Below are 20946 nucleotides of genomic sequence, written 5' to 3'. Positions count from 1 at the left end.
GGCCAGCGCCCGACCCACCCAAACGAGACGCTCCACCAGCCGAGCCACCCGAACCGGACGCACCCGCGCCCGAACCGGACGCAGCCGCAGCCGACCCGCCCGTCCCGGACGTAGCCGAAGCCGAGCCGCCCGAACCAGACGCGCCGCTTCCCGACCCGCCCGAACCAGGCGCATCCGGTGCCGCCCCCGGCGTTGCCTCACTCCGCTCGGGCTCGTCCGGCGTCGGTGCGTCCAAGGTGGGGTCGATCGACCCCCCTCGCCCCGCCCTCCCCGTATCCGTACCTTCCGACCAGCCCAAGTACGTCCCACAGTTGCCGCAGAAATCATCCGTCGGCCCGTTGGACGCCCCGCACGCGGGACACGCACGCACGGCGTCACCTTCCTTCGTCGGTGGGTGCGCCGGGGAGGATCTCGACCCGGCAGAGGGTGTGGACCGGGCACATGGCCCGGACGATCTCGTGGACGCGGGCGGCGTCGACGGCCGGGGTCCGGTCGGGCCAGACGCGGAGGAGGGGGGAGTCGGCAGGGGGCGGGAGCTCGGCGCCGGGGGCCGACGACCAGACCGCACCGCCCGCTTCGGTCACCACCGCGTGCACGCCGAGGGCGAGCCGCAGCGCCTCGACCAGACCGCGCGCCGTCCCCCGCCACCGATGGAGTTCGACGGCGCGGGCAACCGCCTCCCGGCGGAGGGCGACCGGCCAGCGGGGATCGTCCTCGGCCCCGACCCAGGACGCGAGCCAGGCGACGAAGTCGGCGGGGGCGACGCGGGGATCGAGGTACGCGGGAAGGTTGTCGAGGGTAGCGAAGACGGGCGCGAGGACGGTGTCGAGCCCGGCGGTGAAGCGCTGCGCGAAGTCGTCCTCGGCGTAGAGGGCGGGGAGTTGCTCACCGATGGGGTACCGGCTGGGGAGTCCGGGTACGGCGGCACGGTTGCTCATGGCGAGACCTCCGGTACGGGGGTACGACTCACCCGGACTCCACCCGCTCATCCCCCGACCCCCAACTCCAACTCCGTGACAACCACCTGGTGTTGATACGAGAACACCAACGCCCCCGCCCCCACATCGATCCGATCCGTCGGTGTCCCCCGCCGCCCCGTGATCGGGTCCGCCGCGAACAGCCGTACATCCTCCACCAGCACGTTCCCCGTGGCCTGTTGGAGAACCCCGAAGATCTCGCCGTACTGGACGGGGCGCCCGAAGGGCCAACCCGTGCCGTCGGGGCCGCCGTTGAGGGGGTTGAGGTAGCGGAACAGCGCGTCGAGCGCGGCCTCGCGGACCCGGTCGATCTCCGACGCGGGCGCGGCGAACCGGGCCACGACCGTCACGCCCTGGTACACGGGCGGCTCGACCACCAACCGCGTACCGATCAGCCGCCGTTCGTCGAGAGTCCGCGTGATGGACGTCAACACCTGCTCGGACGGGATGAGTTGCTCGAAGCGGAGCCGGTCGTCGCCTTCGTCCGCGATGGCGTCGGGAACGACCAGCACCCGTACGGCGCCGACCTCTCCGGCGACGGGGAGGCACCGGACCCGGCGTACGGAGGGCGCGGCCTGCCGGGCGAGGATCTCGTAGTCCTCGGCGGTCACGGCCCGCTCCTGCATCCGCAGCACCCGAGGCGCACGGAGTTTCGCGTTGTCGAGGGTCTCCCCGGCGACGCCCCCGAGCGCGGCCTCACGGTTGATGACACGGGCGACGTACGGAACGGAACTGCGCAGGACGGAGATGGCGCCCCGGGCGACGTTCCCGGCGGGCCCCCCGCCCGTGCGATAGCGAACCACCCTGATCTGAGCGCCTTTCGACGGTACGGCCCCGCACTGCCGAAGCGTCCCGTCCGCTTCCCGCAGGACCGGCGGAAAGGTGAACTCCCCGCTGGTGGCGTCGACCCGGACATGCCGGTCGGAGGGCCCGGAACTCCCGAAGTGCTCGACGACGTCCCAGCGTTGCCACCCTTCGGCGGAGGACACCTCGACCTCGGGCAGCCACCGGTCGAGCAGAATGGGCGGCCGGTCGAGCCGGAAGGACTGCCCGGCGACGCCTTCGGAGGTACCGAGGGGTACGTCGAGAACGGTCTCGGCGTGCTCGACGGTCATGGTTCCGCCGACGGTGAAGACCGTGGCCTCGCGGACAGTTGGCGACTCGGAGTAGAAGGGCTGCCCGGGCTCGGCCTCGGTGACCCGGCACCGGAGCCACCCCGCCCGGGTCCCCCCGATGACGGAGGCGGTGTGCCCGGCGGGCACGTGGACGACGACCTCACCGGGCCGGTTGAGACCGCCGGTCGTGTCGGACCCGGTCTCGCACGCCTGCCAACGGGCCCCGTCCCATGCCTCCCAGACGAGCGGGGGCTGGCGGGGGTCGACGCCGATGCCTTCGACGCGGCTGTCGAGATTGACGGCGACGATGCAGCGGGGGACGGCAGTTGGGAGGCCGAACAGCAGCGCGTCACCGGGTTCGGGCGCGGCCTGGAAGGCGGGTACGTCGCCGCCCTCGGCGAGGGTCCGGGTCCGGTCGGTCTGCTCGCCGGTGCGCGGCGCGGTGACGAGCCGGATCAACTCGCTGGGGATGATGCGGAGTTCGTCGACGGTCGTGAAGACGACGGAGTCGTCACTGGTGGAGGTCTCGCCGAGCGCGGTGGTGACCTCGGTGCCGGCGGGAAGGGTGACCGTCTCGGGCTGGGGGGCGGAGAGCCAGAAGTCGACGTCGGCGGAGGCGGCCGTCGGCGGGAAGAGGCGGATGTCCAACAGGTCCAGGAACGCTGTGTAGTTCTTGTCCGGGACGCGGTTGAGGCGGTACAGGAGCTGGTCGACCAGGTAGGCGAACGTCTCGATGAGCGTGACGCCCGGGTCGGAGACGTTGTGGTCGGTCCACTCGGGCGCGCGCTGCTGGACGTACCGCTTCGCCTCGTCGACGAGTTGCTGGAAACGCCGGTCGTCCAGGTTCGGGGAGGGGAGGGCCATCAGTCGGCGACCATTTCCTCGGCCCCCTCCTCGGAGGGGATCGTGTAGAAGGGGAAGACCAGGTTGCGCCGGTCGTTGGTGGAGCGTATGGAGTAGTGCACGTCGATGTAGAGGGTGCCGGCCTCGACGGCGTCGTAGGCGACGACGACCTCGTCCACGGCGATGCGCGGCTCCCAGCGTTCCAGGGCCTCACGGACCTGCTGGGCGATGCGGCCGGCGGTGGCGCCGTCGCCGGGGGCGAAGACGTACTCGTGGATGCCGCAGCCGAATTCGGGACGCATGGGGCGTTCGCCGGGGGCGGTGCCGAGGACGAGGCGGATGGCCTCCTCGATCTCCTGGTCCTTCTCGACCAGGGCGATGCCGCCGGTGGGACCGACGCGGAGGGGGAAGGCCCAACCCCGGCCTATGAAACGCTCGTTCATCAACAGCCCCCAGCCATCAGCTTGTTCATCAACGGCCCCTGTTCAAAGGCTTGTTCATCACACGCCCCCGATCAGCACGTTCATCGCGCCCATCACGATCGTCGCCCCGCACGCCGTCTTGTCGCGGGCCTTCGCGGCGGGCAGCCCGCCGATGAGGACGACGCCCGAGGCCAGCCCGGCCGGGTTCGGGATGACCACGTTCGCCGGGCCCAGCGCCAGGTGCGGGGGCATCGCGCAGGTGTGCAGGCTGCCGACGACCGCTGCGGGACGGCCGCCGATGAGGACGGTCACCACGGACCGCGCGGCGGCGGGCGGCGGCGTGGCGATCACCCCGCCGTGGTCGGTGGGGTCACCGGTACGGGCTGCGGCCGGCATAGAACTCTCCTTCAGCACAGGTCAGTTGATCCGGATCAGCTTCGCCTTGAGGACGCCGAGCAGACCGCCGTCGATGGTGACGCCCGTGGTGCCGTTGACGCTCACGTTCCGTCCGTCGATCTTCACGCCGAGCCGGCCCTTGATGTCCACGTTCCGCCCGGACACGCTCACGTCGCCGCGCCCGGCGTCGAGGGTGATGCCCTTGTCGTCGAGGACGACGGACGTCAACTGCCGTTTCCCGCGCGCGTACACGGTCAGCTCGATCCGGTTGCGCCGGTCGTCGAGGAAGACTTCGAGCCGCTCGTCGGCGGTACGCAGCCGGAGTCCCGAGGGTCCGGGCGCCCGCGCGTCGAGGAGTTCGACCCGATGCCCCGAACGGGACACCACGGAACGCCGGTTGACCTTCCCGCTCGACTTGTCGACCAACGGGACGTCGTGCGGGGAGGGTTGGTCGACCCCGTTGTACAACCCCCCGATGACATAAGGGCTGTCGAGCAGCCCCTGTTCGAAGCCGACGAGCACCTCGTCGTTGACCTCGGGACTCACCACGCCGCCCCCGCCCTTGCCGCCCCACTGCACGGTGCGCACCCAGTCGGTGACGTAAGTGTCGTCCAGCCAGGGGAACTTGAGCCGGACGGCGCCCCGCTCGCCGCCCGCCGGATCGCGTACGTCGGTGACGACCCCGATCGCGAGCCCCGGCATGCGCGGCCCCCGCGAGGGCGCGTTGGCGCCGGTGACGAGGCCGGTGAGGGAGCGGTCGGGGCTGGTGCTGACCCAGACGGTCGTCCGGTAGCCGCCGTGCGGTTCGATGACGTGCTGGACCGCCGACGGCGTGTACTTGCCGGAGAACGCCTTGCCGACGTTGCCGAGCGCGACCGGCTTGCCCACCCGCAGCAGCGGATTGCCCTCGGCGACCACCTCCAGCTCCGCGAACCCGGCGCTGACGTGGTCGGCGACGGCGTCGGCAACTGCCTTGGTCTCGGCCAGCGTTCGGTACGGGGTGTCGGTGACCGTCAGCTTCGAGCTGCCGAACTTCGCGGCGGAGGACGGCGCCAGACCCGGGAGCACGGTGTCGCTGACGACCGACGGCTTCGGGGACACCAGGGGTTTCTTGTTGGTGACGTCCCACCCCCGCACCTCGACCTGGGAGGCGCCGTCGGCCGTCGACAGGGCGGCCCGCAGCGTGAACAGGTTGCGGGGGTACTCCAGGACCAGCGGGTTGTTGACGGCCGAGGTGGACGGCGCGGGTGCGCCGGACGCCTTCTTCGGCTTGGTGAACTGGAGCGACCCCTTGTCGTCCACGCGGACTTGGGCACCGCTCTCGGCCGCGAGGAACTGGAGGAAGTCCCAGTCGGAGACGTTGGCCTGGGAGAGCTGCTTGTAGGTGATCGGCGCGGCCTCGACCGTACCGACGGCCAGCCCGGCGCTCGCGGCGACCTTCCGGACGATCGCCGAGGCGGTCATGTTCCTGAACGCGACGACTTTACGGCCGCGTTGGAGCCGGTGCTCCTTGGAGTAGGCGCGCACGACGGTGAACGACCCGGTGCGGTCCCGGTCGATCTCCAGCGCGGTCACCTCGCCGTTGAAGAGCCGCTCGCGGGACTGCCCGGAGACGGTGACGACGGACACCTTCAGCGGCGTACCGATGGTGATGCCGGTCGCGGCGAGGAACTCGTGGTCGGGGTCGCGGAAGGTGATGACGGCGGCGTCGGGCAGGCCGACGTTCTCGTCGACGACACAACTCACCACCTGCGCGGCCCAGGTGGGCGGCAGTTCACCGGGGGCCTCGATGACGGGGTCGGCGGCGAAGGCCCGTCCGCCCCGCTCGCCCGGTCCTGGTCCGCTCACTGTTCCTCCTCCGCGCCCGTGTCCCGCAGTCCCGGCACCACGAGTTCGGTGCCGGGGACGAGGGCCATCGGGTCGTCGATCCCGTTCGCCTCGGCGATGGCCCGCCACGCCGTCGCGTCGCCGTACTCCCGCCAGGCCAGCATGGCGAGGCTGTCGCCCGCCACAACGGTGTGCGTGGAGCGGGCGGTTCGGGAGCCGGACGTCGGGTTCTGGCCCGCCGGGTCGACGGACGCCTCCTCGATCGTGAGGGAACAGGTCGCCCGCAGGGGCGTGCCGTCCACGTCGAAGAGGGTGTACGACACGGAGAGGCTCGACAGCACCCCGTCGAACGACGTCGTGCGCGCCGAGCCCCACTCGAACCGCACCCAGGGGCTCGCGGGCTTCTTGCGGCCGAGGCTCGTCGGCGTCGGCACGCACGCCTTCATCAGCTTCTCGACGGCCTGCTCGACGGACTTGTCGTGCTTGGCGGTCGCGTCGAGGAACACCTCAAGGCTCAACGTACGCGGGCCACTTCCGACGAACTCCGGCAGCGCGGACTGCCCGGCCATCCGGGACGGCGTACGGCGCCACTCGGTGGACTTGCTCAGTTGCAGCGTCGAGGGGTTGAACTGGAGGTCCAGGCGCGCGATGGTCCCGCCGGGCTTGGCACCGACGGCCGACGGTGGTTCCTTCAGCGTCAACTGGGCCCTGACGCGACTGGATCGGGCGGACGACATACCGAACCTCCTTTCTTTCTCGGGTGGTTGAGCGGATCAGGAGGGCCGGAGCCCCTGGTGGGCGATCTCCAGCGTCTCGACGGCGGCGGAGGAGTCGGCCGGGTCGAAGGACGGCCCCTGCCAGCGCACGGGCACGATCCCGAACACCTGCCAGCTGATGATCTTGCTCAAGTCGGGCCGCAGCGCGACGATTTCACCGTCCTTGGGCTCGACCCGCCGCAGCGTCTCGTCCAGCCACCGCGCGATCTTCGCGGTGTCGGCGGTCACCGGCCGGGTCAGCGTGATGTTCGTCCACGTGACCCGGCCGGGGAGCTGCCAGGTGAAGTCGTTGTTCCCGCCCTCGGCGTACGTCTCCATCTCGACCTCGGCACCCATGCCCGAACACGTGTGGAACGCGCCCAGATCATTGCCGCCGATCGCGAGCCGGAAGTACACACTCGTCGCGAAAATGCTGTCCGTCATCCGTCCGTCATCCGTTCCATGCCTCAGCGGCGACCGTCATAAGGGCGCCCCGTACGGTCCCGCCCGCGCCGCAACTCGGTACGCAGCAGCCGGGACACGGGATCGAGGAGCCGCCGGGCGAGATCGTCGAGATCGGGGTCACCGGGCCCGTCCTTGCCCCGCGCGGCACCGGCACCACCGGCCCCCTTCGCCGGGTTCCGCTGCGCGTCGGCCCGAGGCGCCGGCGCCTTCGCCGCACTCGCGTCCCGCTGCACGGCGGGCGCCTCGGCGGCGACGGTCCGCGCGACGACGGGAACGGGCGGCGGCACGGACGCGGGCGCGTCCACCTGCGGCGCGACGGCGGGAAGGGGCCGCGCGGGCACGATCCGGGGAGCGGGCTCCTGCCGGGGAGGGGCGGGCCGGACGAGGGGGACACGTTGAACCGGGGCGGGCCCGCTGAGGGTTGGGGCGGGTGACGTGAAGACGGGCGAGGCGGAAGCGGGGGAGGCAGGAGTGGGCGACGCGAAGGCGGACGACGCGGAAGCAGGCGGCGTGGAAGCAGGCGGCGTGGAAGCGGGCGAAGTGAAGACGGGCGAGGCAGGAGCAGGCGACGCGAAGGCGGACGAGGCGGAAGCGGGCGGCGCGGAAGCGGGGGCTCGTTGTACGTACGAGCCTGAAGCCCCCGACCCCGACCGCGCACCCGGCGCCGCCGCACCCTGGGCCCGCCGCACGGACGCCGGTTCACTCGGCGAGGCACCGTCGGCGTTGGCCCAACGCGCGGCGACGACGGGACGACGACTGGAAGCCGGAGCGGCGGAGGGCGCCATGCCTTGTGCGGTACGGGTGTTGAGGGCGAGGGGCCGGGAAGGAAGCAGGGGCAGAGCGCGGGGCGTGAGGTCGGCGGGCGCACGACTGACGACCAACGGTCCGACGGGGCCTCGGGATTGCCGGTGCCCGGAGTCCTTGATGACAGAGTTGTCGGTCACGGACCGGGCTACGACGACGGGAGTCGGGGCCCCCGGCGTCGGGGTACGGCGAGCCCCGGGCTTGGCAGCACCCCGGGCACCGGCCGAACCGTACGCATCCTGCGCCCCGGCACTACCCCCCACCCCGGGCCCGTCAGCGAGAGCCCGAGCGACAACCACCGGTCCAGGAGCACCGCCCCCACCGGAAGCGACAGGACTGGCGGCCGGAACGACGACGGGCCCCCGAGACGAGCTGGACCCGCTACCCGAACCCTCACCAGAGGTACGACCAGGCACAGTCGAGACCGACTCCCCCTGCGAACCACCACCGTCGGCCAAAGCCCGAGCAACAACAGGCCCCGGACCAACGTTCCCGGCGTCCCTCGGAGCAGCCGGAACAACGACCGCGCCCTGAGCGCGAGTTCCTCCGGAGACCGAGCCACTGTCGGCACCCGACGGCCCGCGCTCCCGACCGGAGCCCGCACCACGAACACCACTCCGCCCAGCCCCAGTTGACGCCTCGGCCCGCTGAACGACACCACCCCCGGCACCAGCCGAGCCATGCGCCCCACCACTGGAGTCACCCTCACTCGAAGACCGAGCAACGACAACCGGCCCAGGAGCACCAGAACCCCCCGACGCGTGGGCCCCGGCAGAACCGGACCCCGCCTCGGCCGGAGTCACAACGATCCCGGACTCCCCGCTCCCCTGCGGAAGTTGACGACCGGACTGGGCGCCACCGGCCGAAGCTTGCCGACCGGACGGCGCACCACTCCCCGAAGCCGGAGCCCGCTGCACGACACCCGGCCCGGCCCCATCACCCCCGGCCCGCGTAACCGACCCCGCCCCTCCACCGCTCCGAGAAGACGACGAACGCACCCCACCCTCATCCCCCACACCCCGACCACCAACAACGGACCCCGAACCCTCGACCGCCCGAGCGACAACAGGCGTACCCGACACGGCAGTACGAGACTCCCCCGCCACCCCAGGACGCCCCTCCCCCGGCACAGCAGCACTAGCCTCCACCCCCGCACCACGACCACCACTGTCCCCAGCCCCCCGCAACGGCACGACCAACGGCGCCGCATCCGCCACCGACCCCCCACCCGAAGCCTCCACACCCCCCGCAAGCCGACGCTGAACCCCACCTTCCCCGAGCAACGGCGCAGCCCCGGCCCCAACAGCTCCCCCACGCCCCGCACTCCGCTGAACCCCAGGCACCTCAGCACTAGCAGGCAACGCACGCATAGGAGCCCCCAACCCACCCCGAGCCCGAACCCCCGAATCCCCACGCACCACAGACGAGTTACCGGAACCCCCCTCGTGGGAGCCCTCACTCTCAACCTGCCGCTGCACAACAGGCATCCCCGCCCCGCTCCCACCCTCAACCCCGCCGCCCCTCAAAGGCGCATCCGGCGTCAGGGGCACGGCATCGGAGGGCAGCTCCCCCAACGGCGCCCCCAACGACGCCCCCAGCGAACCCAGTTCACGCGAGGCAGCACGCTGCACGGACCGCTCGGAGGAAGGCACCGAAGTCGCAGAACCCGACGCCACAGAACCCGAACCCACGCCCTCTCCCGAATCCGCACCCGCACCCGCACCCGCACCCGCACCCGCCCGCACAACAGCAGCCACCCGCCGCACAGGCCCCACAACCCGCCGAGCCACAGTCAACGAGGGCCCAGCAGACCGAACTTGAACAGGAGCCCCCCCAACATCCCCACCAACAGCCCGCCCCACTCCCACAGCCCCGGCCCCGGCCCGATCCCCCACCCCCGACCCCGGCACCACAGCAACCCGCCGCACCACCGGAACCGAACCCCCACCCGCCTCCCCGCGAACAGCCCCAGCCCCCACCCCCACCCGGCCCGAATGCACACCTTCTTGAACCCGCCGCACAACCGAAGAACCAGAGGCCCCCACAACGGAACCCCCCGCAGACCCAGCCTCCCCCTCGGCAGACTCGCCAGCACGCTGCACGGACCGCAACAACAACGGCCCACCCTCAACCGGCGCAGACCGAGGCCCAGCCACCCGCGCAACCCCCCGCACCAATCCCCCCGGCGCAGAAGGCAACACAGCATGCCCAAGCCCGGAATCAAAGGACGGATCCTGCCAGGAAGCCAGCCCGGAACGGAACGTCAGCCCATCGCTGACCCCCAGCGGCGCCCGGGAAACAGTGAGCGAAGGCGGCGAGGTACGCCGCCACCCCCCGTCCCAGTCACCGGGCAGCGTGGACCCATCCGCCCCAGCTTCGGCCCCCACGGCGGAGCCCCCCGCGTCAGACCCCTCGGCGCCGGAAGAACCCTGCGCAACGGCCCGGCGCCCCAGCCAGTCCCGCCACCCCATCTACTCAACCGCCTTCATTGACACGCGTGTTGATCCGAGCGATCTCGGCAACCCACTGCCGCCGCTCATCATGCGTCAGATCGAGAATCTCCTCGCGCTGCCAGTGGAAGTGATAGGCGACGTACGCGATCTCCTCCCGGAGCCGGGGAAGCGCGTACGTCACGATTCCCCCAGGCGCCCACCCGAGAGGTCGACCTCGAAGCCGCCCTCGCAGTGCGGACAGGTGACGGCCGCGCGGGTGTGCCCCTCGCTGTTGATGCGCCGGTAGAAGTCCTGGAGGAAGGCGACATCGGTGGCGTACATGCGCTCGACGACGCCCGCGTGGACGTCGCTGATGGTGCCGAGCCGGGTGATGACCTGGCTGAGCAGGACGACGCTGAGATACGCCGGGTTCTCCTTGACCCGCAGGTCGATCTGCGGACGCAGCTCGTCGCGGGCGGTGGCGAGCCGCATCACGCCGTACCGATGGACGGTGCCCGCCTCATCGACGTACCCGCGAGGCAGCTCGAACTCGAACTCGGTGCGCAGACCGGTGTCTTGAGCGGCAGACCGGACCGGCGCCGGAGCGGGCGCGGTGGCCTGCTCCGGCAACTGCGTCTGGCCTGCGGCGGGCGCGGTCGCCTGGAGGATCTCCTCCAGGTTCCCGGCCGTGACCGTACGTCGCCTCATTCGACGATGATCTCCTCGAACACGATCGTCACGGACTCGGTGGCCGCGGCCGACTCGCCCGCCTTGAGGGAGGGGCCCTCCCACTTGGAGGCCCAGCCCTGCATGAGCTGGATCCGGCGGACCGTGTTGCCCTCGGTGTCCTTGATCTCGATCGTCAGGTTCTGCCGGGCGGAGTTGACGGCCCCGTTGTTGAGCGTCTCCTTGATCCACGACGTGAACTCGCTGCTCTGGTCGAGCCCTCGGGTGATCGTGATCTCGCCGGCCTGCCGGGCACCCGGCTGCTTGCGGATGATCTGCTTGCCCTCGGCGCTGACCTGGCGGACCTCGACGACCTCTTCCTCGACGGTCAGCCCGCTGATCTCCTGGATGGACTCCACGAGATAGCCGCCGAGCTGTACGCCGAAGACGTGGGTGGAAAGAGCGTCACCTGTTGCCATGACTGTCTGTCAACCTTCCTGTTCAGCCCGCGAGTTACTCGTCGATGAGGCTGGTGCTGTCGGAGAACTGGGCCAGCCGGAAGATCACGAACTCGGCGGGCTTGACCGGCGATACGCCGATCTCGCAGACGACGCGCCCCTGATCGATGGACTCCTGGGGGTTGTTGTCGCGGTCGCACTTCACGTAGAAGGCTTCCTCGGCGGTACGGCCGAACAGCGCGCCCCGGCGCCACTCCTCGGTGAGGAACGCGGTGACGTTGCGCCGGATCGAGGACCAGAGGCGGTCGTCGTTGGGCTCGAAGACGACCCACTGGGTGCCCAACAGGATGGACTCTTCGAGGTAGTTGAAGAGCCGCCGCACGTTCAGGTAGCGCCAGGCCGGGTCGGACGACAGGGTGCGCGCACCCCAGATCCGGATGCCGCGGCCGGGGAAGGCGCGGACGCAGTTGACGCCGATCGGGTTCAGCAGGTCCTGTTCGCCCTTGCTGAGCCGCAGTTCGAGGTCGACGGCGCCGCGGATCACCTCGTTGGCGGGCGCCTTGTGCACACCGCGCTCGGCGTCGCTGCGCGCCCACACACCGGCGACGTGACCGCTCGGCGGGGCGGTGACGTTGCGCCCGACGGCCGGGTCGAAGACCCGCACCCACGGGTAGTACAGGGTGGCGTACCGCGAGTCGTAACCCGCCTCGTCGTTACGCCAGTTGCGCACCTGCTGCGCGTTCAGCCCGGGGGGCGTGTCGAGTACGGCGACCCGGTCGCCCATCTGCTCGCAGTGCGAGATGACGGCGAGCTGCACGGTCCGTACGCCCTCGTCGTCGATGTCGCCGCGCTGGTAGGCGCTCATCAGGTCGGGTACGGCGACCATCGTGATCTCGTCGATGGTCTCCAGCCCGCCGAACCCGGTGCGGGCGGCGGCGTCGCCGACGTACTCGGCGGGGTCGAGGCGTGCGACGGCCCCGTTCACGGACGGCGCGGCCGGGGCGTCCGGGACGGCGAGGGTCGCGCTCGCGGGCCGGGTCTGGGTGGCGCCGCGCTGCTCGGTGACGTCGATCAGCTTGGAGGCGCGGGCCTGGGTGACGAGGTAGCCCTTGACGTTCTTGCGCGAGGACGCGTCGTACGTCTCCGCGACGTCGCCGTTCTTGCGGACGAGCAGCTTGAAGCGGTCCTCGGGCGGGTTCTCCCCGTCCGCGTCCACGACCTCGACACTCACGCCGGTCACACCGGGCTTGGCGGCGACGAGGAAGCCGCCGACCTCGACCGGCTCAACGGCCTTCGGCTGGGCGGGAGTCGACCCGCCGCCGTCGCTCTCGGCGGCGCCGCCGATGCGCACGATGTACGCGGCGCCGCCCCCGTTGGAGAAGTACCCGTACACGGCGAGGGACAGGTACGTCCCCTCGACGAACCCGCCGAACAACTGGGTGTACTGGTCCCAGCTGGTCACCAGCGTCGGCGTATGGAAGGGCCCCTGCCCGGCGAACCCGACGAACGCGGCGACGGCCGTGCCGACCCCCTCGATCGGTCGGGCACCGGACTGCACCTCCTCCACGTACACGCCCGGGGTGAGGTACGTCGGCATGCTGGCTCCTTCGCGTTCCGTACGGGGTCTCTGCGGGACGTTCTTCGTGCGGGCACCTGTGCCCAGGCCGATTGTGCTGACGGGAGGGGTGGGGCGGCAGGGGCACGAGTCCACACCCGAGGGCAGTCCCGCTGCCTTTCCGGACCGTCCGCACGCCCCTCGCGGACTCCCCTGGAGACCTGGACGGCCCCGCGCGCGCGGTCCACCCTGAGCGCCTACCGTCCGATACACCTGTGGGAGACAGCGGATGCGTACGTCCAGGTCACGCGACGACCAGCCCGAGGCCTCACCGCGACCCGCCTCCGCCACCCGCCGGAAGACACCGTCCGCCGGGGCCGCCGTACCGCCGCCCCTCAGCGCCGACACGCTCCGGGCCGCCCAGCGCGGCGCCGGCAACGCGGCGGTGGCCGCGATGATCGCCCGCCGCGTCCGCCCGGCCGCCGATCAGGAGCAGCCGGAGCAGCAGGACCACGGGGTCCACAAGGTCCTGGCCTCGGCGGGCAGGCCCCTCTCGGGGCCGGTCCGCAAGGACATGGAGGCCCGTTTCGACACCGACTTCTCCGACGTACGGCTGCACACCGGCCCCGCAGCGGCCGGCTCGGCCGACGCCATCGGGGCCCGCGCCTACACCTCGGGCAGCCACGTCGTCCTCGGTGCGGGCGGTGGCAACCGGCACACTCTGGCGCACGAGCTGACCCACGTCGTCCAGCAGCGCAGCGGGCCCGTGGCGGGCACCGACCAGGGCAACGGGCTGCACATGTCCGACCCTTCGGACCGCTTCGAACGCGAGGCGGAGGCGAACGCGCACCGCGTCCTGGCGGGCCCCGCCCCCCAGCCGGACCCCGCCCCCGCCACGCCCGACCAGGAACCGGTCCAGCGGACGGCGGTACAGCGCGCCAAGCTGGAGGACGTACTGCCCCGCGAGGAGTGGTACCGCACCTACCTCGACCCCCTGCACCACAAAGAGGCGCGCGAGAAGTTCCCCGCAAACCCGGGCGAGTTGTACGACCACGACAAGTCGCCGGGGTTCCAGGGCGGCATGACCGCCGCCTACGAGACGTACCTCAACGACCCGGCGACCCTCGACAAGCGGGTCGACTTCGCCATGTACGAGGGGATGCACAACGCCGTCGGCTCCCAGCTGACCGAGAAGACGGACAAGTCGGGTACCGGAAACTTCGTCACCAGCTATCCGCTCCGCGCCGACTCCCCGACGCCCTCCGTGCTCGACGAGGAGGTCGGCGGCAAGAAACTCATGGTCAAGGCCGACGCGCTGCTGGCCTACGGCATCCGGCCGCCCAACGCGCTCACCTGGACCGGCCACTTCGAGCCCGGGGTGGACATGATGCTCAACCAGACCCTCTACAAGGGCGACGAGGTCCAGGAACTGGTCGACGAGGTCCTGAGCCGCTTCTACGGCAAGCTCGACGCGGCGAGCACCCTGCGCGACCGGCTGAAGGCCATCGGCTGGGTGGTGCGGACCATCCACATCATCCACCCGTACGACGACACCAACCGGCGCCTGAACGTCCATGTGCTGCTCCCCCGGCTGCTCCTGGCGTCCGGCCTGCGGCCGGTGATCTTCAAGGACATGGAGGAGCTGTTCCAGGGCGGCAGGTCGCTGGAACAGATCGCCGACGCCCTGGAGTCCGGCCAGGCCATGGACCTGCTGTCCGACGAGATCACCGCGACGGCCCCCAAGTACGAGGCCGACTGGTGGCGGAGGAACCAGCCGGCGCCCAGGCCGCAGACCACCGGCACCATCGAGATACCGGACTTCGGACCGATGGGGACGACGGACGACGCGCCCTCCCGGATGTTCGGTCAGCAGGCCAGGGAGCAGGACTTCTTCATCCCCGGCCTGGGCGGCCCCGGCCCCGAACTCGTCGAAGCCGACTACGACTTCGACGAGGAGCTGGGCGCCCCGGGCCCGGCCGTCATCACCGAGCCCAGCGGACGCGAGGAGCTGCGGGAGTACCTGACCGAGACCCTCCGGCAGGCGCGGGGGGACGCCGCGTAGCCCCGGGCTCAGGCGCCGATCGCCTCCGCGAGATACGGCCCGAACTCGCTCTCCAGCACCAACCGGCCCAGCTTGCGGTACTCCTGGGCGATCGCCGTCACCAACTGCCGCATGGTGAGCGGGCCTTCGGACTCCGCCGCGAGGTACGCCGCCGTCACCGCGCAGGCCCGGATGGAACCCCCGGCCAGCTCGAACCGGTCGGCGCAGAACGGGAGATCGAGGTCGTCGGCCCGGGGGAGGCGCTTGCCGAGGCAGCGGTCCCAGAGGTCGAGGCGGTGTACGGCGTCCGGGACGGGGAAGTCGGCGACGACGTCCAGGCGGCGGGTGAACGCCTCGTCCAGGTTGGCGCGGAGGTTGGTCGTCAGGATCGCGATGCCGTCGAACGACTCCATGCGCTGGAGGAGGTACGCGGACTCGATGTTGGCGTGCCGGTCGTGCGCGTCCTTCACCTCGGACCGCTTGCCGAAGATCGCGTCGGCCTCGTCGAAGAGGAGCACGGCGTTGACGGCGGACGCCTCGGTGAAGATGCGCTCCAGGTTCTTCTCGGTCTCGCCGATGTACTTGTCGACGACGGTGGACAGGTCGACGACGTACAGATCCATGCCGAGATCGGCGGCGACGACCTCGGCCGACATGGTCTTCCCGGTCCCCGACTCCCCGGCGAACAGGGCGATCACCCCGCGCCCCCGGCCCCCACCGGGCCGCATCCCCCACTGCCCGAGCACCTGATCCCGGTGCCGCGCCCGTACGGCGAGTTCATGCAGCCGACGGTACGTCCCGGGCGGCAGCACCAGGTCGTCCCACCCGACGCCGGGCTCCACCCGCCGCGCGAGCCGCTCCAGCCCGGCACCGTTCTGGGCGCGCACGGCGACACGGAGATCGTCGGGACCGACGGGGTGCCCGGCGAGCGCGGCGGACCGCACGGCGACGTCGGCGGCGCGTCGCATCTGCCCGGAGTCGAGCCGGTGAGCGGCGACGGCACGGGCGAGGGCGTCGAAGTCGGGGGTGTCGTGGGCGGGTTGGACGACGTCCGAAGCCGAGCCGATCCCCCCGACCGCACGCCCCACACCCACATCGGGCCCCCCGGCCTCCCCGACCGCACGCCCCACACTCACATCGGGCCCCCCGGCCCCACCTCCCACGCCCACCCCGAGAACCCCCCGCGCCGCCCCCTCCAACGCGTACCGCCACCTCTCCACCTGCCGCTCCACCGAAGCCGCCCCCACCGTCAACACCACCGGAGTCCGCGCAGCCCACCCCGGATCCCACCCACCCCGGCCATGCACGAAGAGCGGCACCCCTCGCAACGCCCCGCTCAACTCCCGCAGCACCCGCGCCCGTTCACCGGGTTCATCGGGCAGCGCCTCCAGCGGCCCCAGCACCACCCCCGCCCCGCTCAACCGGGCTTCCCGAGCGACGACCTTGGCAAGCACCGGCACATCGGCACCCCGCCGCCCGAACACCCCCGCGTCCAGCACCAGCGCCCCGACCCCCGCCGCCCGCAACGCCGCGACCGCCAGCCCCTCGACATCCCCGCCCCGGCTGCGCAGTTGAACGAACCCCGTCCCCACCGCCTCCGCGGCCACCCGCACTTCCCCGGCGTCGGCGGTCGGATCCTCCCGCCCCTCCCCCACCACCCCACCGAGCCGCACATCAACGGCCCCGCTCCCCAGCAGATACCCGGTGACCCGGTCCGGCACGACCAACACCCGTGACAGAGGCGGCCGTTCACCCTCGGCAACCTCGATCAACCCGCCCTCGACCAGCGGCGCCCCCGCCCCGAGCCGGAACCGCACAGCCGACGCCCCCGCGACCCCGCACAGCTCCAACGCCAGTCCCACAGTGGGCCGGCGTCGGGTGAGATCGTCGTTCAGGTACCCGTACAACCGCTCGAACCGCGCGTCGAGATCAGGCGCGACGGCCACCAGCAACAGATCCAGATCGAGCGGCGACAACCCGAACCGCCGTGCCAGCACCCCGAGTACGGACGAGGCACCCGGCTCCCATGCCTCGTACGGAGGCACATCGAGCCCACCCGCCCCGCCGAGGATCCGCTCCACGGCGTCCGGCGTGAGGTACTGCCCCCGATACGGATCGTCGGGATCGGGATCCCCGGCCCGCCGCGCCGCGACAGCGCCCCGCACCCGCTCCTCGACGAGCCGCAGCCGGTCCCACAACTCCGCGTCCTCGTACGTCAAGGCTGCCGATCCCCCCGCCGACGCCGAGCCGGCGCCGCCCCTCGTTCCCTGGGCCCGGAGAACCCGTCGGCCCCCGGATCACTGACTTCCCGGTACCGCAACCGGCGTCCGGGCTCCACCTCGCCGTCCCCGCTCAGCGCGGCGGACCGCACCACGAGCCCCTCGGTGACAGGCGGCGCGGAAGCCCGGGTCGCCCCGGCCAGCGGAGCCCGGACCCGCAGCCCCAGCGACGCCTTCAGCTCCCCGCCGAGCGCCGACCACACATCGGACGCGGCGGGCCCGTCGAGCCCGGTCCCGGCCGTGTCGAGCGCGACGGTGAACCCGAGTTCGGCGAGCGACCCGCTCAACATCCGCGCGGGCAGCACATCGTTGGCGACCAGCGTCGTCAACACCTGTGACAGCAGCCGGTGTTCGTCCTGAGGCCGATTGGCCCAGGCGGTCACGAGGTACGTGAGATCGAACCACCGGGGAGGCGACCGCCGGGCGACGAGGTGCCCCTCGTCGTCGTACACCTCCCCCGCCCCGCTCCCCCGCCGGGTCGCGTCCTCGCGGATGTCGTACAGGAACACGCAGACCGTGGGCGCACTGCGCCGGGCGGCCCAGTCCCGGGTGGGCGCGTCGAACACCACGTCCACCCCGGACGCTTCGAGCCCGGACTCCCCGAGCAGCCGCCGCAGCCCCTCGTCGACCTCGTGGATCACCGGCGGGTCACCTCGTCCGGCGGCTGAACGGTCCCGAGGACCACCAGGAAGTCGGTGGTCACCGGCGAGAACCCGGGCCCACTGGCGGTGATGATCCGAGGCCCGGTCTGGTCCTTGGCGAGGATGAGCAGTTGCCCGATGAACGTCCCATTGGCGAGCGGAATCGTCGGCGCGGCGGCGGCCGTGATCCCGGGCTTCCAGGTGAACTTCACCGGCACACCGGGCGGAAAGTCCTTCCCCCGCACGGAGGTCACGAACCCGGGCTTCCCGATCTCCGGCACGGCGACGATGCGAGGCTGCAAGATCCGCAACCGCTCCCGGGCCGTGTTGTCCCCGCGATCGGCGTCGGTCCCGGTGGTCGTCAACGTCCCGGTGAGCTGAGCGGTGAGCGCCTTGTCCGGGCTCAGCACCACTCGTACGACGGTGCTGGCGCCCTGCGCCAGGTCGGGCAGCGCACAACTCCAGTTGGCGTCGCACCCGGCGGGCGGCCCGTTGTTGGGGATGTTCGCGGGAAGCCCGATCCTCAACCGCAGCCCGGTGGCAAGGGCGTTGCGCCCGTTGCGCACGGTGTAGCTGACGACGACCCGCCCCCCGACGTACCCGGGGTTGGGCTGAGCGGTGAGACTCAGTCCGGGCCCGGCCTGGGGCTCAGGAGCCGGAGGCGTGGTGGGAGGCGGGGTGGGCCGGGGAGTCGGGGACGCGGGGGGCGTGGGGGACGGCGTAGGTGTGGGCGTCGGAGTAGGCGTCGGCGTGGGCGAAGAGGGCGGCTCCTCCCCCACCGGCACAACGGTCCGCCCCGTGTTGTCGGTCGGCTGCGGATCGAGCACGGTCCCGGTGACCGTCCAGTCGATGGGCGCGTCCCCGACGATGACCCCGGTGACGGTGACCGTCACCCGCACGGTCTCCCCGGGCGGCACCACCCCGACGTCGCACTGGAGCGACGCGGCGACACAACTGCCCCCGGGATAGGTCAGCCCGGTGATCTGCACCCCGGCGGGCGGCGCGACCGTCAACGTCGTACCCGGCGATGCGGCGGGCCCGTTGTTGACCAGGTCGACCCCGATCGTCGTGGACGTCCCGACGATGACCGTCGGCACGGTCCCGGGCGCCTCGACGGCGAGGTCCACGGACTGCTGGACGCTGGGCTCCTTCTGCCGCCCGTCCAACTGCGAGGTCAGCGAGGTCACTTCCCCGCTGGCGATGTCCACCGTGCGGAGTTTCTCGGGGCTGTTGCCGGCGACGGTCTCCCGCGAGGAGAACACGAGCGACTTCCCGTCGGCGGTCCACGCGGCGTCACGCGGCTGGAACGGCCCGGTGAGGGTCGTGTCCGGCAGCTGGGCGGTGCACCCCGGCGCCCCGGCGGGCAGCAGCACCCGGCACCCGGTGCCCGAAAGGGACGTCAGCAGCAGCCCGTTGCGCTCGTCGACGGCCCCGCCCCCGTTCTTCCGGTTGAACGCGATGCTGAGCCCGTCCGGCGAGAACGCCGGGCTGTCGTCGATGACTTGGCAGTTCCCGGGGCAGGCGGTCTCGCTCAGGTCCCGTTGCTGGGAAAGGCTGTTCACCGGCACGGTCCAGATGTGCTTGTTGCCGCCGCCCCCCTCGATGACCTCGCTGCGGGTGAACGCGAGGGTCTTCCCGTCGGAGGACCAGGTGGGCTGCGCGTCACGGCCGGTCTGCTCGCCCTCGGGCGGGGTGATCCGCCCGGTGATCGCGCCGGTCGTCGCGTCGGCGATGAGGATGCGGCTGGGCTGCCCGAGGCCACCGGGCGAAGTCCGGGTGAAGGCGAGGAACTTGCCGTCCGGGGAGAACGTCGGGTCGGTGTCCCAGTCGGTGGGTTCACGGTCGGCGAGTTCCATGGGCCGCTCGTTCGTGCCGTCCGCGTCGGCGATCCAGATGCGTTCGACGCGGTTCGGCGCGGTCCCCTCGAAGCGGGTGACGACGATGCGGCGCCCGTCGGGCGTGTAGTTCTGCCGTTCCGTCCACGGGTCGAAGTCCGGCCCCGGCTGGAACAGCGGGTCCTTGGTGGGGTCGGTGTTGGTGTCGGCGGCCGGATCCTCGTTCAGGATCACCAGGTTGAGGTCGCGCGGGTCGACGCCGTCGGAGCGGACGTCCTGGAGGGTCACGGTGTGCGGGGTGGCGGCCGTGGTGTGTTCGAGGATCGCGTGGCCGCCGTTCAGGGGCCCGGACCAGGTCGGGGTCCGCAGCTCGCGGTCCTCCTGGTTCAGCACGTCGGGAACCTTGTCGGAGTGGGCCTCCGAGGCGAACAGGTGGTCGCGGTTCCCCTCGCAGTCGCAGGTGATCTCGGGACTGAGGAAGACGATCCCGTCCCCGTCCGGCTTCCAGGCCACCGAATGTCCGCGCCACTGCGCCCGGTCACCCGCGAGGAGCGTCTCGTCGCCGCCGCCGTTCGCGTTGACGACCCGCAGCCGCCCCACGCCGTCGGTCGTCGCGGTGTACGCGATCCAGTCCCGGTTCGCGTCGTCGTCCACGGGGTTCCACGCGGGTTCGGACGCCGTGCCGTTCGCCGCGAAGGTGATCTGGTTCGCGTAACCGCCGTCCCGGGGACGGACGTAGATCTGCGTACCGCCCAACGCGGTATCACTGACGTACGCGATGCGGCTGCCGTCCGGGGAGACCGTCGGGTCCGTCTCGTTCGCGGGGGTGTCGGTCAGCCGCGTCAGCCCGCTGCCGTCCGTCCGCACGAGCCACAGGTCCCGCTGCGTCGTCCCGGCGTCGAACACCACCGACCGGCCGTCCGGCGTCAGCTGCGGATGGGCCGCGTCCATGCCGGTGGTGAGCTTGTGTACGGTGCCGTCCGCCGCGCGCAGGTAGACCTGCGGGGTCTTCTCGTCGCGCAGGCTCGTGAACACCAACTGGTCGCCCAGCGCGGAGGGTTGGGTGTCGTAGTGGACGGCACCCCCGCCGAACACCGGGGTGCTGGTGGTGGAGCCCGTCACATCGCCGAGGCTGCGGTGCCGGGTGCCCGCGTACGCGACCCGGGTGTCCCCGGCGGCGGTCACGCCCACGCCGGGTTCGGCGCTGCCCTGCCCCGAGGCGGCCGTCAGTGTGAGCAGCGGGATCAGCAGCAGCAACGCCGCGCCGATCCTCCCCGGGCGCCAGCGCCCTCCCGGGCCGGCGGTGCTCGTCAAGGTCCACCTCACAGTTCGGTACGACGCGGCTCTCCCGCCGCCAGCCTGCTCCCACCGCCCTCGGCCGCACCAGGTCCTGGCAGCCGTACCCGGGGGAAACTCCCCCTGCGCTTTCGGGCAC

Annotated in this window: 16 protein-coding genes; 1 reads left to right on the top strand and 15 read right to left on the bottom strand. The window is 71.8% G+C overall.

The annotated features are described in order from the left end of the window. Positions 1–374: 374 nt before the first annotated feature. The 12 genes from ACQCO7_RS29630 to ACQCO7_RS29575 all read right to left on the bottom strand — a co-directional run bounded on the left by ACQCO7_RS29630 (position 375) and on the right by ACQCO7_RS29575 (position 12757). Positions 375–938, bottom strand: a complete 564-nt coding sequence (locus ACQCO7_RS29630; RefSeq protein ID WP_464074670.1) for a phage tail protein — start codon at positions 936–938, stop codon at positions 375–377. A gap of 47 nt (positions 939–985) precedes the next feature. After that, a complete protein-coding gene (locus ACQCO7_RS29625) occupies positions 986–2956 on the bottom strand; it encodes a putative baseplate assembly protein (RefSeq protein ID WP_464074669.1) in 1971 nt (656 codons plus the stop codon). Further along, a complete protein-coding gene (locus ACQCO7_RS29620; RefSeq protein WP_010353286.1) occupies positions 2956–3378 on the bottom strand; it encodes a GPW/gp25 family protein in 423 nt (140 codons plus the stop codon). The genes ACQCO7_RS29625 and ACQCO7_RS29620 overlap by 1 nt, the downstream gene beginning before the upstream one ends. Before the next feature lie 57 nt (positions 3379–3435). Beyond that, positions 3436–3753, bottom strand: a complete 318-nt coding sequence (locus tag ACQCO7_RS29615; protein ID WP_464074668.1) for a PAAR domain-containing protein — start codon at positions 3751–3753, stop codon at positions 3436–3438. A 21-nt stretch (positions 3754–3774) separates the two neighbouring features. Beyond that, positions 3775–5601, bottom strand: coding sequence for a VgrG-related protein (locus ACQCO7_RS29610; RefSeq protein WP_464074667.1), 1827 nt, complete (start codon positions 5599–5601; stop codon positions 3775–3777). After that, entirely contained in the window at positions 5598–6317 is a 720-nt protein-coding gene (locus ACQCO7_RS29605) for a CIS tube protein (RefSeq protein ID WP_464074666.1), read from the bottom strand. Before ACQCO7_RS29605 ends, ACQCO7_RS29610 begins: the two co-directional genes overlap by 4 nt. A gap of 36 nt (positions 6318–6353) precedes the next feature. Then, on the bottom strand, positions 6354–6779 hold the full coding sequence (locus ACQCO7_RS29600) for a phage tail protein (protein ID WP_010353290.1): 426 nt from the start codon (positions 6777–6779) through the stop codon (positions 6354–6356). Between the two features lie 23 nt (positions 6780–6802). After that, a complete protein-coding gene (locus ACQCO7_RS29595; RefSeq protein WP_464074665.1) occupies positions 6803–7141 on the bottom strand; it encodes a hypothetical protein in 339 nt (112 codons plus the stop codon). A 2938-nt stretch (positions 7142–10079) separates the two neighbouring features. Then, positions 10080–10238, bottom strand: a complete 159-nt coding sequence (locus ACQCO7_RS29590) for a DUF6760 family protein (protein WP_010353294.1) — start codon at positions 10236–10238, stop codon at positions 10080–10082. Next, the gene (locus ACQCO7_RS29585; protein WP_464074664.1) at positions 10235–10744 is read right to left on the bottom strand and encodes a hypothetical protein; all 510 of its coding nucleotides are present in this window, start codon (positions 10742–10744) and stop codon (positions 10235–10237) included. The genes ACQCO7_RS29590 and ACQCO7_RS29585 overlap by 4 nt, the downstream gene beginning before the upstream one ends. Next, positions 10741–11181 carry a phage tail protein gene (locus ACQCO7_RS29580; protein ID WP_010353296.1) on the bottom strand — a complete coding sequence of 147 codons (441 nt, stop codon included), beginning with the start codon at positions 11179–11181 and terminating at the stop codon, positions 10741–10743. The genes ACQCO7_RS29585 and ACQCO7_RS29580 overlap by 4 nt, the downstream gene beginning before the upstream one ends. A gap of 34 nt (positions 11182–11215) precedes the next feature. Beyond that, a complete protein-coding gene (locus tag ACQCO7_RS29575; protein WP_464074663.1) occupies positions 11216–12757 on the bottom strand; it encodes a phage tail sheath family protein in 1542 nt (513 codons plus the stop codon). Positions 12758–13004: 247 nt separating this feature from the next. On the opposite strand from ACQCO7_RS29575, the gene ACQCO7_RS29570 reads away from it, so the two are divergent. Further along, positions 13005–14777: an eCIS core domain-containing protein gene (locus tag ACQCO7_RS29570; protein ID WP_464074662.1), complete on the top strand. Its 1773-nt coding sequence runs from the start codon at positions 13005–13007 to the stop codon at positions 14775–14777. A gap of 8 nt (positions 14778–14785) precedes the next feature. Here the strand turns inward: ACQCO7_RS29570 and ACQCO7_RS29565 are convergent, their stop codons facing one another. From ACQCO7_RS29565 to ACQCO7_RS29555, 3 genes are read right to left on the bottom strand one after another with little or no spacing between them, the layout of a single operon-like run. After that, a complete protein-coding gene (locus ACQCO7_RS29565) occupies positions 14786–16975 on the bottom strand; it encodes an ATP-binding protein (protein WP_464074661.1) in 2190 nt (729 codons plus the stop codon). After that, a complete protein-coding gene (locus tag ACQCO7_RS29560) occupies positions 16972–17676 on the bottom strand; it encodes a Pvc16 family protein (protein ID WP_464074660.1) in 705 nt (234 codons plus the stop codon). Before ACQCO7_RS29560 ends, ACQCO7_RS29565 begins: the two co-directional genes overlap by 4 nt. Further along, positions 17673–20825: a hypothetical protein gene (locus ACQCO7_RS29555; RefSeq protein WP_464074659.1), complete on the bottom strand. Its 3153-nt coding sequence runs from the start codon at positions 20823–20825 to the stop codon at positions 17673–17675. Before ACQCO7_RS29555 ends, ACQCO7_RS29560 begins: the two co-directional genes overlap by 4 nt. Positions 20826–20946: the final 121 nt, after the last annotated feature.

This window comes from Streptomyces saintjeani (assembly GCF_055409605.1).
The sequence above is the reverse complement of the archived record's forward strand: the minus strand, read 5'-3'. Positions and strand labels throughout refer to the sequence as shown.